Genomic DNA, 13,724 nt, shown 5'->3' on the forward strand with positions numbered 1-13,724 from the left:
CACTGATGGAAGCCCTGCTGCTCGAGATCGCGGTGGCGCTGGCGGCCGGGGAGGTCGGCGATGACCAAGATCACGGCTGACCACCTGGCCCGCGGCGCCTTCGTCTACATCCGTCAATCGACGGCCGATCAACTCCTGCACAATCCGGAGAGCCGCCGCCGGCAGTATGGGCTGGCCAATCGTGCCCGGCAGCTCGGCTGGACTACGGTCGAGGTCATCGACGATGATCTCGGCCGCTCGGGAGGTGGCATCAATCGGCCGGGCTTCGAGCGCCTGCTGGCGGCGATCTGTGACGGCCGCGTCGGTGCCGTGTTCGCGATCGAGGCCTCTCGGCTCGCGCGCAACGGCCGCGACTGGCATACACTGATCGAGTTCTGTGGGCTGGTTGGGACGGTGATCGTCGACGAGGACGGACTCTATGATCCGCGGCATCCCAACGATCGGCTGCTGCTCGGGATGAAGGGCACGATGAGCGAGCTGGAGTTGTCGCTCTTCCGCCAGCGCTCGCAGGAGGCGCTGAAGCAGAAGGCACGTCGCGGCGCACTGTTCCTCGGTGTCGCGGCCGGCTATGTGCGGGCCGGGCGCGATCGGATCGAGCAGGATCCGGACCAGCGCGTTCAGGACGCGCTCAGACTGGTCTTTGCCAAGTTCGCCGAGCTGCAAAGCGTGCGACAGGTGCACGTATGGCTGCGAGACGAGGGCATTGCGTTGCCGGTCGCTTGCCATGACGCGGCGGAGGGGCGCAGCCTCGTCTGGAAGCAGCCACTTTACAACACCGTCCACAACATTCTGACCAACCCCGTCTATGCCGGCGCCTATGCCTTTGGCCGCACGATGAGCAAGGTCAGCGTCGAGGACGGCCGCAAGCGCGTGAAGCGTGGTTTGCGGCGCCCCCTGGCCGAATGGGACGTGCTGCTCAAGGATCAGCACGAGGGCTATATCACCTGGAGCGAGTTCGAGAGGACCCAGCGTGTGATTGCCGACAATGCGACCGGCAAAGGCGCCGCGGTCAGAGGAGCGGTGCGGCGCGGAGAGCTGCTGCTGGCGGGGCTGCTGCGCTGCGGTCATTGCGGTCGCAAGCTGTATGTGAGCTATGGCGGCAAGGCAGGCCGCTATCACTGCCAAGGCGCTCTCGTGAACCACGGCACCGGGCGGTGCATCTCGTTTGGCAGCTTGCGCGCGGATGATGCCGTCGGAACGCAGGTTCTGCGAACCTTGAAGCCGCTCGGCATCGACGCCGCGGTCAAGGCGCTGCAGGCTCAGACGAGCGAGACGTCGGCCGCACAGAGGCAACGCGAGCTCGCCCTGGAGCAGGCGCGCTTTGCGGCAGCTCATGCCCGTCGGCAATATGACGCCGTCGATCCCGGCAATCGCCTGGTGGCCGGCGAGTTGGAGCGGCGCTGGAATGAGGCGTTGCAGGTCGTGCACCGGCTGGAGGGCGAGCTGGCGGCGATCGATGCGAGGAAGCCGGCGCCCTTGGGCAAGATGGAGCGGCAGCACTTGATGGAGCTCGGTGCCGATCTGGAGCTCGCCTGGTCGCATCCGGCTGCAACGGCGGCGACACGCAAGAGGATCTTGCGCGCGGCTCTGCGCGAGATCGTCGTACGCGTCGAAGACAACCATATCGAGATGCTCCTGCACTGGCAGGGCGGCGACCACACGGCGCTGACGCTGGCGCGGAATGGAGCTGGCAAGCACCGTTGGACGGTACCGGAGGATACCTTGTCGCTGATCCGCGAGTTGGCGCGCCTGATGCCCGACCAGCAAATCGCGCGGCTCCTCAATCGCGCCGGCAAGCCGACCGGGCGCGGCAACGGCTGGACCACGGCGCGGGTCCGCTCCTTCCGCCATCATCATGGCATTGCGGTCTATCGCGAGGGCGAGTGGGCCGAGCGGGGCGAGATAACGCTTGAAGCCGCGGCGCAAATCATTGATGTGAGCGTCATGACGGCGCTGCGCATGATCCGGCGCGGCATCATCAAAGGGCGCCAACTGTGCAGGGGCGCGCCGTGGGTGATCAAGGCGGTGGACGTCGGCGCGGATCGCGAACAGAACGCGTCGCAACGCTCGCTACCATCGAATCCGGCTCAGCAGAGCCTTCAATTTCAATGACATAGAAGATACGCATTATGACGCGTGGCCGCTCGGCCACAAGAAGCTCGACACCACTGCGCTCTACACCCGGGTGGCGCTGAAGACCCTCGGCGCGGTCAAGAGCCCGCTGGCCCATCTCAGGCCGCCGCCGGCCTGACCGGCCGTGCGGCCAGCCCTGGAGCTGGCCGACATCCTGCGCGCCCATGGCGAGGCCTTCCGCCGTGCTCATGCCGGCCATCTGAGCCTCGGACAGCTCAAGGTCATGTCGGCCATCGAAGCCTGCCGCACCGCAGCCCTCGGCGGCCATGTCGCCCGCTGCGACGACTGCCGGCACCTGGCGGTCAGCTATAACTCCTGCCGCAACCGCCACTGCCCCAAATGCCAGGGCGCCGCGGCCCGAGCCTGGCTCGCCGAGCGCGAGGCCGACTTGCTGCCGGTGCCGTACTTCCACGTCGTCTTCACCCTGCCGGCCCCGCTCGCCGCCATCGCCTTCCACAACAAGGCCGTGGTCTACGACCTGCTGTTCAAGGCCGCCGCCGAGACCCTGCAGACCATCGCTGCCGATCCCAGGCATCTCGGCGCCCGCATCGGCCTGGTCGCGGTGCTGCACAGCTGGGGCTCGGCCCTCACCCACCATCCCCATGTCCACTGCATCGTCCCCGGCGGCGGGCTCTCGCCCGACGGACAGCGCTGGATCGCCTGCCGGCCCGGCTTCTTCCTGCCCGTCCGCGTGCTCTCGCGCCTGTTCCGCCGGCTCTTCCTGGAGAAGCTCGCCACCGCCCACGGCCGGCTCGCCTTCTTCGGCGAGCTCGCCCCTCTGGCCGCGCCCGACGCCTTTGCCGCGCACCTGGCGCCGCTGCGCCGGGCCGAATGGGTGGTCTTCGCCAAGCCGCCCTTCGGCGGGCCGGCCGCCGTCCTCGCCTATCTCGCCCGCTACACCCACCGCACCGCCATCGCCAACAGCCGCCTCGTCAGCCTGGACGACCACGCCGTCCGCTTCCGCTGGAAGGACTACCGCGGCGCCGATCCCGCCACCGGCGCGGTCAAGCTCAAGACCATGAGCCTCAGCCCCGACGAGTTCCTGCGCCGCTTCCTCCTGCACGTCCTGCCCACAGGCTTCCACCGCATCCGCCACTACGGCCTGCTGGCGAAAGGCTCCCACGCCACCGACCTCGACCGCCTCCGGCTCCTGATCGCCGAACAGGCCAGCGACCAGCCCGCCGCGCCGCACGACGACGAGCGCGAACCGGGTGAGCCGGAGACCACGGCCCTGCCGGCCTGCCCCTGCTGCGGCGGACGCATGCGCATCATCGAGCGCTTCGGCTGCGGCCGCTCCCCGTGCACCGCCGCCGGCCTCCCTCTCGGGTTCGACACCTCATGAATGCCGCTGTGCCGACACGCCACGCCCGGGTACGCCCGAGCCTGCCACGCCGTCGCCCTTCGGCCTCGGCTCCAGCCCGGCTGCGCCTCATGCCGCCGACACCCGCCAAACCCGTCCTTCTCTCGCTTCCACGCCGCGCTCAGCCCGCGCCGCGACCGCTCCGGACACCTCCGGCAGGCGCTGGCCGCCGTCGTCAGCGCCCGCATGCCGACCGCTCGGGGCCCCGCGCGAGACGCAATCCCCATAACCTCGCCTCAGCCGGCCGGCACCCCTCCCGCTGACCGCGGCTTCCTCCCCTGAAGGCCTTCGGACGCCGGCCCCGCTCCCGGCCCTATCCCCTGCGCCAGGGGCCGGCATCCGAAGCCCTAAACATAGCTGGCCGTGGCCGAGGCGCCCCGATTCCGGACATTCCCACACCGGCCGGGTTCCCTCTCCCATGTCGGTGTGGCCCGCTAGAGGGCGCCCCCCTGACCGGACATCGCGCTTGGCCCCGAAAGCCGACATAACCGCAGGCGCCCCTTCTCGGAAGACCCTCGTCCCCGGTTGACCTACGCCGCGGTAGAGAAGCGGACATGCGCATCTCGGCTCGCGGCCGTCAAACGAAGTTGGTCAGGCACAGTCGGGCGGCGCTCCGGGCACGACCCGGCTGAGAATTCTGCGTCCTCCCGCGCCTCGAAGCGCCGGTTGACGGTCACCCCTATACGATTGAACGCCCCCGTATTCCTTTTGCGTAAGGTGTTGCTACTAACAACAAGAGATACAATAAAGATCAAGCAAATGTAATACAAATATTATGCACGACAAACACGGATAGCAATTGGAGAAGCAGAAAGATGCCGAACGATGCGGTCGGCCAGTCCATGGAACTGCGCGGCAAGCGCGTCTGGGTTACCGGCCATAACGGAATGGTGGGTTCGGCGTTGCTGCGGCGCCTTGCTCAGGAGGATTGTACGCTGTTGGTCGTAGATCGCTCAGCGGTCGATCTGACCTGTCAAGCTGCCACGGAAACGTGGATGGAGCGGGAGCAGCCGGAGATCGTGTTCGCCGCGGCGGCGCGGGTCGGCGGGATCGTCGCGAACGCGACCTATCCTGCGGATTTCCTGTACGAGAACATGATGATCACAGCGAATGTGATCCATGGTGCATACCGCACTGGAGTCGAAAAGCTGCTCTACCTCGGCTCGAGCTGCATCTATCCTCGCGACACGGCCCAGCCGATCCGGGAGGAGCAGTTGCTGACCGGCTCGCTGGAGAAGACCAACGAGGCCTATGCGATCGCAAAGATTGCCGGGGTAAAGCTGGTCGAAACCTATGCCCGCCAATATGGCTGCCGTTTTGTCTCGGTGATGCCGACCAACCTCTATGGCCCGAACGACAATTTCGACCTAGAGTCCTCGCATGTGCTGCCGGCGCTGATCCGGCGGATCCACGAAGCGAAGATCCAAGGCCAATCCACTGTCACCCTGTGGGGCTCGGGGCGGCCTCGGCGCGAATTCCTCCACGCCGATGATCTCGCCGACGCTTGCGTATGGGTGATGCGGCACTACGAACAGCCGCCGCCGATCAATATCGGCGCCGGCTCTGACATCACAATCGCCGATCTGGCAGCGATGATTGCCGAGATCGTCGGCTACGAGGGCGGCTTCAGCTTCGACCTCAGCCGGCCGGATGGCACGCCGCAGAAACTCCTCGACACAAGCAAGATGGGGGATCTCGGTTGGCTTCCCAGCCTCAGCCTGGTCGACGGGATCTGGGCCACGTACCAGCATTGGCTCGCAACTGAAGCAGGGAACGCGGCGCCGTTGATCAATTTGAAAGGCCGCAGCGCCCTGCCGTCTGTCGGAGCCCTGTAAAGAAAGCCTCAGTTCGGCGAGGAATGTGAATAGGCGCCCGGCCGGGCCCCCTCAGTATCGCGCAAAATCAGGCGCTTGCCGCGCCGATCGGCGTCGGGACCCCATGCCGATTTACACTCACGAGCATCGATGACGCAATGGTGGCGGGGAAGGCGATCGATCCGGCCGAAGTGGCCGCCTTCGCCGCGCCGGCCGCGCTCGTCATCGCCCACAAGGAGAACATCAGGATTTGTGGGGTGGTCATGCGGACGCCTCGGCAATCGTGTCCGGCGGGGACTTTCCGGTCGTCGCTTGATCCGGTCAGATTACCGCCTGGCGCCAGCACCCCACAAATCCTGATGCTCTCAAGCCCTGAATCCGAACATCCTTCTGGTCCGAAGTTCCTATGTAGTCATTTTGATGTGCTGGGCAGCCCAATAATGGGTAGATGCACCTGCCTTTGATCAGGATGTCCTTGATAGAGGAGAGGCATATTCTCTGAATAAGAGGGCATGTCGAATGCGCTACTTCTTTCACATCGAGGATCGTCGCTTCTTCTGCAGAGACGAAAAAGGAGGCGACTTTCCTAGTCTGGCGGCGGCATTTGGCCATGCATCACGGGTGGCAGGGGAACTCAGGGATGAAGGGGACCACGCCGGCGGCAGCATCGTGATCAATGACATGCATCGATCCGTGATCCTGAGGGTCTGGATCTGAGCGGCTGGACACCTGCCCCTAGGGCTTGTCGCGTTGTCGAGCGTGGCCTCGACGAGGCCAACGTTGGCGAGGGGCTTGTCACGTTCGCGGCCTTACGAAGGGCCGGCGAGCGGCGTAGCGGTGGCCATGACCCCACCTGACTATGCCGGTTATCGCTTTCCATCCGACGTGATCCAGCGCGCCGTCGGGATGTATCTCCGCTTCACCTTGAGCTACCGCGACGTCGAGGAGCTGCTCGCCGAGCGCGGTATCGAGGTGTCGTACGAGACGATCCGTCGGTGGGTCAGCGCGTTCGGCCCGATGATCGCGAGGCGTCTTCGCGCGCAGCGGGCCGGCGCCGCACCGGCGCTGGCACCTCGACGAGATGTACGTCCCGATCGGTGGCAAGCAGATGTATCTCTGGCGTGCCGTCGATGCCGAGGGTGAGGTGCTCGAGGTGCTGGTTCAGGCCAGGCGGGACGCGGCTGCAGCCCGCAAGCTGATGCGCAAGCTCCTCCGGAAGCAGGGGATCACTCCAACCGCCTGGGTCACCGACAAGTGCCCGGCCTACGCCGCGGCGCTTCGCGATCTCGGCCTGGGCGCCGCAGTTCACATCAGGGTCAAGCGGCTGAACAACCGAGCCGAAAGTTCACATGTCCCCGTTCGCCGGCGGGAGCGCAAGCTGCAACGGTTCAAATCGGCCGTCTCGGCGCAGCGGTTCTTGTCGATGCACGCCGCGACCTACAACACCTTCAACCTCTGCCGCCATCTCACCACCGCCCGCACGTACCGCCGCTTTCGCGCCGAGGCGTTCGCGGCAGGGCGGGATGCGGCTGGCGTCGCGGCCTGAGCTTGGCGGACGCTCGTCTCAGAGCGGCCATGCTCGACAATGTGACAACGCCCTCAAGCTCAATCCGAGAGATCGACGCGCGGCCCTGGCCATGATCGAGAACCAAGGGTAACGGCTTCCAGCCATCCGAATTGATGCTCGCGAATATCCAAATTCGCGCTCACGCCCTGTGAGTGCGGTCCGTAAGGTCGTCGTTAATTTGGAGCGCAATTTTAGCTAAATACTACTAATCACGACATGCTGACAGCATGGTTGGATCACTCACGCGCAACATCATGGTCGGCCGGAGGCGCACCAGCATCAGGTTGGAGACGACCTTCTGGTTGGGATTGGAGGAGATCCTGGAGAGAGAAGACATCACGCTCCGTGCCCTAATGACCCGAATAGATGCTGCCCAACGTGGCGGCAATAACCTGTCGAGTGCCGTTCGTGTATTTATACTGAGCTACTTTTTTGAGCTGGCCCATCGCCGTGCTCCGCACGTTCCTCCAGGGTATGAATGGACGGCGCGTCGATAGTCAGGCTGTGCTCGGACCGGTGGCCGAAACGACGCGGCGAGCCCCACCTCCGTCACCGAATGACGGCACGACCTTGACGGGTGCATCGCCCGAAACCGCAGCGAGCGGCAGCCTGCCCGGCGCCGCTCGCTCCGGACCGCTCAGGCTGACTTCGCGGCAGCGAACTTCCGGGCCCGCGGCGCCCTGGTGGGCTCCGGCGCGGGCGCGACCGGTGCCAAGGCCGATCTTCTTGGCGAGAGTGCTCCGCTGCTGGGCATAGTTCGGCGCCACCATCGGATAGTCAGACGCCAGGCCCCAGCGCGCGCGGTACTGGTCCGGCGTCATGTTGTAGGCGGATGCCAGATGCCGTTTCAGCATCTTCAGCTTCTTGCCGTCCTCGAGACAGATGATGGCGTCCGGCGTGACAGACTTGCGGATCGGCACCGCCGGCGCATCGATCTGGAGATCCCGCGGGACCGGCAGGCGACGTTCGATCCGCAGCTGATCGCCAAGTACCAGCGCCGGTTCCCCGGCTTCGACGACAAGATCGTGTCGATGTACGCCCGTGGCATGAGCGCACCCAGCCGGACCAGCGCGAGATGGCCAAGTGGCTGCTGCCGGTGGCGCTGGCCACCACCAGCGGCATGGCGCTCGCCTGTGAATAGGCGCCAGATCGGGATCCCTTAGTATCGAGTGAAATCAGGCACTTACCGCGCCGATCGGCGCCGGGACCCCATGCCGATTTACACCCTTTCGACGCCCACAAGGCAGACACCCCCTTCGACCCACGACCAAGACCGAAAAATCTGCGCTCGATAAATGGGCTATCGGGCGTTGGGGCTTCCGCCGGCAGCGGTCGCCGGCTCGGCGCTGCCCACCGGCTGCCAGTGCAGCCGGGCAGGTGAGGGGAAGCTCGTGCCGGACATCCCGGCCTCCCTCATGCTCCTTCGGGTTCGCGCTGCGGCTGGATCTCGATGTCACCGGCATTGACGGCAGCCGCGTATTCCCGGGCCGCGAAGGCGGAGTGAAGAGAGCCAACCAGGTTGCCGTTCTGATCGAAGACGGAGCGGCCGGTTGCGTAGACGTAGATGTAGGGCATCAGTGTGTTCCTCATGGATCGCGGAGGGAAGACCTAGGAGGCATGGGTGTGAAGCAGCGCCAAGTCGTGCCCCCTTCAGTACCGCGCGAAGTCCGGCACTGCCGTGCCGATCGGCATCCGGCCCCCTCGCCGATTTGCAGTCTGGATCGCGAGCAAGTCCGCAAGCCGAAGGCTCTCTTCGATCAGCCTCGTACCGTCTGACTTCCGGTCGACATCCATGACCGAGCCGATGAGGCGGGCCGTGGTTGCATCGCATGCAGTTTGAAGGCGACCTCGGTGCGGTTCCGGGCCTGCAGCTTCCTCATGATGGCCCGGATATGCACCTTCACCGTGCTCTCGCAGAGGTTCAGCTCGTAAGCGATGATCTTGTTCGGCTTTCCTTGGGAGAGTCCCTCGGCGACCGCGGTCTGCCGCTCGGTGAGCCCGAGCATGGTTCCGGGCTCCGACGAAGGCACCCGATCTGCGCGGTTAGCGTTCAAGAGAGTACTCGCCGGCACGAAGACGCCGCCGGCTTTGACAAGGGACAGCGCACCGATCGCCACCCCCAGGCCGACGCTAGTCGGGATGGAACCGCGGGCGCCATGGCCCAGGATCTTGGCAATGTGCGCAGGTGTCTCGATCTCCCCGACCACGACCGTCGGAATCTGCGGGAAGTCCTGGCTCAAGGCCTGGAGGTCGTCCACCAGGTCCGGATCGTCCGCGTCCGCCGCCCCGATGACGAGCAGGATTGCTGAAGTCCTGCAGGAGACCACGGCATCGCTGCGCCAGTCGCTGACTCGTGTGTAGGTTTCGCCCCGGAACTGGTCGCTTTCCGCATGGAGGGCCAGTCTGAGGGCTTCCCCGCCGAGGGCACGAGAATCGATGATCGAGATCAGCGTTTCGCGGGCTGGAGAGGAGATCATCCGAGCCGTCGAATCGACGGCCTCCTCTATCGGAGCATCGACCTCGTCAATCGACCGGATGCTGAACCCCTCCTCCATGCGGCCGAGCAAGTCAGCCCCGGCGACACTCGTTCCTCTATATGCAATCATGTCATCACCTACAGAAGTGGAACTTTCAATATTCTTATTGCCGCACGCTCAGGTCGAGATATATGAGGTTATGCAGGATATATACTGGTCATATCCAAAGGAGGCATTTCATAATCTGGAGATTTATTGTGCCATTGCCATGATCTGACTCCTAGATGAGGTCGCCTCAACCTTCCTGCCCGAGCCCGCATGCTGTGCTCCAAATCATTTATCAATTTTCCTAAAATCCAATATAGCCAACCAGACGACCTAGCCGGTTTGACATAGATCAACGGCCGCGCGGAATTGGGAATCCGGCCCCACCGGCAGGCCTCTCCCTCACACAACGAGCGCCGGCACGCGATCGCCGCCCCGGATGGGTAGCAGGTTGATCAGATGACGGCTCAACCCCGGCCTTGGGGCGCATCACGCCCGAGTGCAGCCGGTGTTCCGGACGCCGACTGCGACTGGCCCCGGCCTCGCGGAATTTGAACGGCTTGGCCTGTCTGTCGAAGGCGCTGGAACCGAGTGGGTGCAGCGGACCGGCTGCTTCGCGCATCGGCTCGACCTCCGTGTCACCGGCCGGCCACGCGAGGACGAGGACGACTCTGCCCCCATTGTCTGGGACGTTCTCGCCCACTGGCGGCGGTCGCGCCGGCATTGCCTCGTCCCGTCGGACGTCGATGAATGGCACGGGCTGTGCAGCCTCGACGCCTTTGCCCTGCCGCGCGGACTTCGGAACGATGCTATCGCGGAGACTGACGACCTGTCGGCAGTCTCGGATTGCTTCGAACATAGCCGGGGCCACGACAAGATCTGTTCATGGCGACCCGCTAAGCTAGAACATTTTGGGAACATGGTCTGGATTTGAGACCGGCCCGTCCGAGCGTTGGGCGAGCCATCGCCATTGACGTAGCGCGTCGCAGTTCCGGGCCCACGTGGCGACCCCGGCCGGGACGGCTTGAGGGTCCGCCATGGCCGACATCGCCATGGTCACGGTCCGGCGATCCATATTGCCGGGCCAACCGCCCATCGGCTCGCGCCGCGGCGCCTTAATCCATTGCTTGGTCGGATTTTGTAGTGCCGCGCGGTCGCTTGCGGCAAGCGGAGCGGACCGCCAGGATACCCGGCTTTTTCTGGCGAAGGGAAGATCGATTGGCCAGACGGACTCTCCTCAAGCCGGGCGGTTACGAACGACTCCTCGGCATTCCAGATGACGAAGAAAGTCTCATCCGCCACTACACTCTCTCACCGGAGGACCGGTTCGAGGCGTTGGCTCGGCGGCGCCCCTGGAACCAACTTGGCTTTGCCGTGCAGCTTTGTCTGATGTGTGAATCGGCGTGGGGTCCCGACGCCGATCGGCGCCACAAGCCTTTGAGATGTGAGGCGTCGCCGGGGTCCCACGATGGGGCCGATTCACAGGTTTGGGCTCCTGCGCCTATTCGTCGGCGAGCAGCTTGCCGGTGAAATTCCCCTCCCACAGGCTGGAGGGGCTTGTCACGCGCGCTCCGCAAGCCCGCGATCGTGACAGGCAGCTCTGAAATGCTAGCAACTACTCGAGCGCAATCTCGGTCGAGCTTGCGCTGTATCAAAAAGCCCGCCGTCGGTTTCGCCTACACTCCAGCTGGAGCCAGTCGACAAAACCCATCGATGGAGAGACGAATGCGATGACTCGCCGTCTTCGCCGCTGCCGCGACGCGTTTGTCACATTGGCGGATTCTATCGCCCGATAGCGGATCCCAGCCGATGGCCGTCATATGAGATTTCAATATCTTACGAGTGCAGCCGGGGCCGACCCGAGGGCGGGATCGGTGAGAACGTCCGAACGTCACAGGCCCGAAAAATTGGTGCTCAAGCTGCAACAGGACGGCGGGAAAGTTGGCATGGATGGGCAAGAAGAAAGAGCGTTCCTCCCCATGCCGAATGGAGGCTGACTATGATCTCATCTGCCAGCATCGCACGCGTCTGGTCTCAGTGCTGCGCAATCCGTCCGTCGGCGCAACGCGATCTTCCACGCCTCGTGGTCCTGGCCGTCGCTCTTCTTGCGTCCGGCTGCTCCCCTCCGAGCCGGTTGGCGGCCGTGCCCGAACGTCACGAGTTCAACGCGACCGTCGGCTCGATGCAGGGTATCCGCTACTATCCACCGGATCACCTCGGCACGCTCGAGGCCGACGCGCGGGAGTCAGTCGAACGCGAACGCGCCGCTCTCGCGGCCTCCGGCCACAGGGGCCCGCTGCCCCCGGCGAGCTATCTCGCCGTGTCGGGCGGCGGCGAGAATGGCGCATTCGGCGCCGGCCTCCTGGTCGGCTGGACCAAGACCGGAACGCGCCCGGAATTCAAAGTGGTGACCGGGGTCAGCACCGGGGCGCTGACCGCGCCCTTCGCCTTTCTCGGCCCGGCGTATGACGACAGGCTGGCCGGGATCTACACCTCGATCACCGCGGCCGAAGTGCTCGAAGCGCGCGGCTTCCTCGCCGCGGTGACCGACGATGCCATGGCCGACACTGCCCCGCTGCGCCGAACGATCGCCAAATATGTGACCCGCGACCTGCTCGCCGCGATCGCCCGCGAACACGACAAGGGCCGTATCCTGCTGATCGGAACCACGGATCTGGACGCGCAGCGCGGCGTGATCTGGAACATCGGTAAGATCGCGGCGAGCGGCGACCCTGGAGCGCTGGAGCTGGTCCGCAGCATCCTCGTTGCCTCCGCCGCCATACCCGGGGCTTTCCCGCCGGTCATGATCGATGTCATGGCGGACGGGCAGCCCTATCAGGAGATGCATGTCGACGGCGGCGCCAGTGCCCAAGTCTTCATCTACCCGCCGTCGCTGAAGGTCGCCGAAGTCGCCAAGAAGGCGGGTATCGTGCGCCAACGCGACGTCTACGTCATCCGCAATGCCCGCCTCGATGCCGATTGGGCTGACGTCAAGCGCAGGACCCTGAGCATTGCCGGCCGCGCCATCTCGTCGCTGATCCAGACCCAGGGCGTCGGCGATCTTTACCGGATCTACACGGTCAGCCAGCGGGACGGGGTCGGCTTCCATCTCGCCTATATCCCGTCCAGCTTTGACGTGAAGCTCGAGACGCCGTTCGACCAGACTTACATGCGGGCGCTGTTCGAGCTCGGCCGCAAGATGGGAGCCGAGGGATATCCGTGGCAGACCCGGCCTCCGGGATACTGACGGCAGGCCTGCTTGATCCACCACGGGGATAACACGGGGTAGTGTGAACGTTGCCGGGATTTCGGCCACCAGGCGGAACGCATGAGCAACTGCGTACTATAGTTACCGCAGACCCGGGGCCGGGATACTATCGTATCCGGCAATGCCAGGTCGTGAGCGGCTCCGGCGAATGAGACTTGCAATATTCTTTTCCCGATGCGGTCGAAGAGCGACAGATTTATTCAAATGGCCACTTTCACAGCGACGTTTACACTACCCCATCTCGGCCGAATGGACACTCTGGGTACTTGCGGTCGAGCGGCAACCGCGTTGCTGCCGCTCCACGCAAGCGTTGCTAGCCGGCCTTGGCGGCCGCCGGCCTGCGGCCGCGCGGCGCTTTCGCGGCCGCCACTGCCGACCCGGGCTCGGGCGCTGCGGCCTTGCCAGCTGCCGTCTTCGGAGCCCGGCGAGGCTTCGCCGGTGGTTCCGCGGCCACAGGCACCGGCGGAGCCACATCCCGTCGTGTGCCGAGGCCGATCGTCTTGGCCAGGTCGCTCCGCTGCTGGGCATAGTTCGGCGCCACCATCGGGTAGTCCGCCGACAGGCCCCAGCGCTCGCGGTACTGGTCCGGCGTCATGTTGAAGGCGGAGGCCAGGTGCCGCTTCAGCATCTTCAGCTTCTTGCCGTCCTCGAGGCAGATGATGTGGTCCGGCGTCACAGACTTGCGGATCGGAACCGCTGGTTCCGGACGGGCGATGACAGGCTCGACCGGCCTGCCCAGCTTCTCGAGCGCGCCGTAGACCTGTGCGATCAGACCTGGCAAGTCCGACACAGCAACGCTGTTGTTGCCAACATGGGCCGAGACAATTTGCGTTGCCAGACGGCGCGATTCATCGGTGGTCGCCGATATGGTGGCGGCGCCAGCTTCGCTCATCAATTCACTCCAAAGGCAGGTACACGGTGGTCTTAATCGGCGGCATCGATTTACGCAACCTGCATACTTTTATATTCGAGATCCCTGCGGCGCCCTAGCCCGGATATCTCACCGCGAGGCGAGGCAGTGCGTCGGTGGGGCTGAAGGCGGAGGCATTTCCGCGCGGGG

The 13,724-nt window shown here is 64.9% G+C and carries 10 protein-coding genes and 4 pseudogenes; 9 read left to right on the top strand and 5 right to left on the bottom strand.

The window, feature by feature from the left end; translation table 11 throughout:
* The first annotated feature begins 60 nt into the window (after positions 1–60).
* From AAHM41_RS34165 to AAHM41_RS34175, 3 genes are all read left to right on the top strand, one after another.
* The gene (locus AAHM41_RS34165; RefSeq protein ID WP_342241100.1) at positions 61–2,112 is read left to right on the top strand and encodes a recombinase family protein; all 2,052 of its coding nucleotides are present in this window, start codon (positions 61–63) and stop codon (positions 2,110–2,112) included.
* Positions 2,113–2,257: 145 nt separating this feature from the next.
* Positions 2,258–3,475 carry an IS91 family transposase gene (locus AAHM41_RS34170; RefSeq protein WP_342241101.1) on the top strand — a complete coding sequence of 406 codons (1,218 nt, stop codon included), beginning with the start codon at positions 2,258–2,260 and terminating at the stop codon, positions 3,473–3,475.
* Positions 3,476–4,308: 833 nt separating this feature from the next.
* Positions 4,309–5,328: a GDP-L-fucose synthase family protein gene (locus AAHM41_RS34175; protein WP_342241102.1), complete on the top strand. Its 1,020-nt coding sequence runs from the start codon at positions 4,309–4,311 to the stop codon at positions 5,326–5,328.
* A gap of 67 nt (positions 5,329–5,395) precedes the next feature.
* On the opposite strand, the gene AAHM41_RS34180 is transcribed toward AAHM41_RS34175, so the two are convergent.
* Positions 5,396–5,572, bottom strand: a complete 177-nt coding sequence (locus tag AAHM41_RS34180; RefSeq protein WP_342241103.1) for a hypothetical protein — start codon at positions 5,570–5,572, stop codon at positions 5,396–5,398.
* A 254-nt stretch (positions 5,573–5,826) separates the two neighbouring features.
* Between AAHM41_RS34180 and AAHM41_RS34185 the strand changes: the two genes are divergently transcribed.
* The 3 genes and pseudogenes from AAHM41_RS34185 to AAHM41_RS34195 all read left to right on the top strand — a co-directional run bounded on the left by AAHM41_RS34185 (position 5,827) and on the right by AAHM41_RS34195 (position 7,371).
* Positions 5,827–6,024, top strand: coding sequence for a DUF6894 family protein (locus AAHM41_RS34185; protein WP_342241104.1), 198 nt, complete (start codon positions 5,827–5,829; stop codon positions 6,022–6,024).
* Between the two features lie 126 nt (positions 6,025–6,150).
* Positions 6,151–6,853, top strand: a pseudogene (locus AAHM41_RS34190) (IS6 family transposase).
* Between the two features lie 275 nt (positions 6,854–7,128).
* On the top strand, positions 7,129–7,371 hold the full coding sequence (locus AAHM41_RS34195; protein WP_342241109.1) for a ribbon-helix-helix domain-containing protein: 243 nt from the start codon (positions 7,129–7,131) through the stop codon (positions 7,369–7,371).
* A 189-nt stretch (positions 7,372–7,560) separates the two neighbouring features.
* On the opposite strand, the pseudogene AAHM41_RS34200 reads toward AAHM41_RS34195, so the two are convergent.
* Positions 7,561–7,800: pseudogene (locus AAHM41_RS34200) on the bottom strand (MucR family transcriptional regulator); the annotation flags it as partial.
* 3 nt (positions 7,801–7,803) lie between these two features.
* On the opposite strand from AAHM41_RS34200, the pseudogene AAHM41_RS34205 reads away from it, so the two are divergent.
* Positions 7,804–7,926: pseudogene (locus AAHM41_RS34205) on the top strand (transposase); the annotation flags it as partial.
* Positions 7,927–8,287: 361 nt separating this feature from the next.
* Here the strand turns inward: AAHM41_RS34205 and AAHM41_RS34210 are convergent.
* Together AAHM41_RS34210 and AAHM41_RS34215 are read right to left on the bottom strand one after the other, a co-directional pair.
* The gene (locus AAHM41_RS34210; protein ID WP_342241105.1) at positions 8,288–8,449 is read right to left on the bottom strand and encodes a hypothetical protein; all 162 of its coding nucleotides are present in this window, start codon (positions 8,447–8,449) and stop codon (positions 8,288–8,290) included.
* A gap of 182 nt (positions 8,450–8,631) precedes the next feature.
* Entirely contained in the window at positions 8,632–9,441 is an 810-nt protein-coding gene (locus tag AAHM41_RS34215; protein WP_342241106.1) for a response regulator transcription factor, read from the bottom strand.
* A gap of 1,098 nt (positions 9,442–10,539) precedes the next feature.
* Here AAHM41_RS34215 and AAHM41_RS40760 point away from each other — a divergent pair.
* Positions 10,540–10,926 carry a DUF4158 domain-containing protein gene (locus AAHM41_RS40760; RefSeq protein ID WP_446719507.1) on the top strand — a complete coding sequence of 129 codons (387 nt, stop codon included), beginning with the start codon at positions 10,540–10,542 and terminating at the stop codon, positions 10,924–10,926.
* 469 nt (positions 10,927–11,395) lie between these two features.
* Positions 11,396–12,643 carry a patatin-like phospholipase family protein gene (locus tag AAHM41_RS34225; protein WP_342241107.1) on the top strand — a complete coding sequence of 416 codons (1,248 nt, stop codon included), beginning with the start codon at positions 11,396–11,398 and terminating at the stop codon, positions 12,641–12,643.
* Between the two features lie 499 nt (positions 12,644–13,142).
* Here the strand turns inward: AAHM41_RS34225 and AAHM41_RS34230 are convergent.
* A pseudogene (locus AAHM41_RS34230) lies at positions 13,143–13,556 on the bottom strand (MucR family transcriptional regulator); the annotation flags it as partial.
* Between the last annotated feature and the right edge of the window lie 168 nt (positions 13,557–13,724).

It is taken from the genome of Inquilinus sp. OTU3971, from assembly GCF_038440215.1.

Excerpts from the sequence above, each read along its gene's own strand:
- AAHM41_RS34165 (WP_342241100.1), top strand. The coding sequence starts at position 61 with ATGACCAAGATCACGGCTGACCACCTGGCCCGCGGCGCCTTCGTCTAC.
- AAHM41_RS34175 (WP_342241102.1), top strand. The coding sequence starts at position 4,309 with ATGCCGAACGATGCGGTCGGCCAGTCCATGGAACTGCGCGGCAAGCGC.
- AAHM41_RS34180 (WP_342241103.1), bottom strand. The coding sequence starts at position 5,572 with ATGACCACCCCACAAATCCTGATGTTCTCCTTGTGGGCGATGACGAGC.
- AAHM41_RS34185 (WP_342241104.1), top strand. The coding sequence starts at position 5,827 with ATGCGCTACTTCTTTCACATCGAGGATCGTCGCTTCTTCTGCAGAGAC.
- AAHM41_RS34195 (WP_342241109.1), top strand. The coding sequence starts at position 7,129 with ATGGTCGGCCGGAGGCGCACCAGCATCAGGTTGGAGACGACCTTCTGG.
- AAHM41_RS34210 (WP_342241105.1), bottom strand. The coding sequence starts at position 8,449 with ATGCCCTACATCTACGTCTACGCAACCGGCCGCTCCGTCTTCGATCAG.
- AAHM41_RS34225 (WP_342241107.1), top strand. The coding sequence starts at position 11,396 with ATGATCTCATCTGCCAGCATCGCACGCGTCTGGTCTCAGTGCTGCGCA.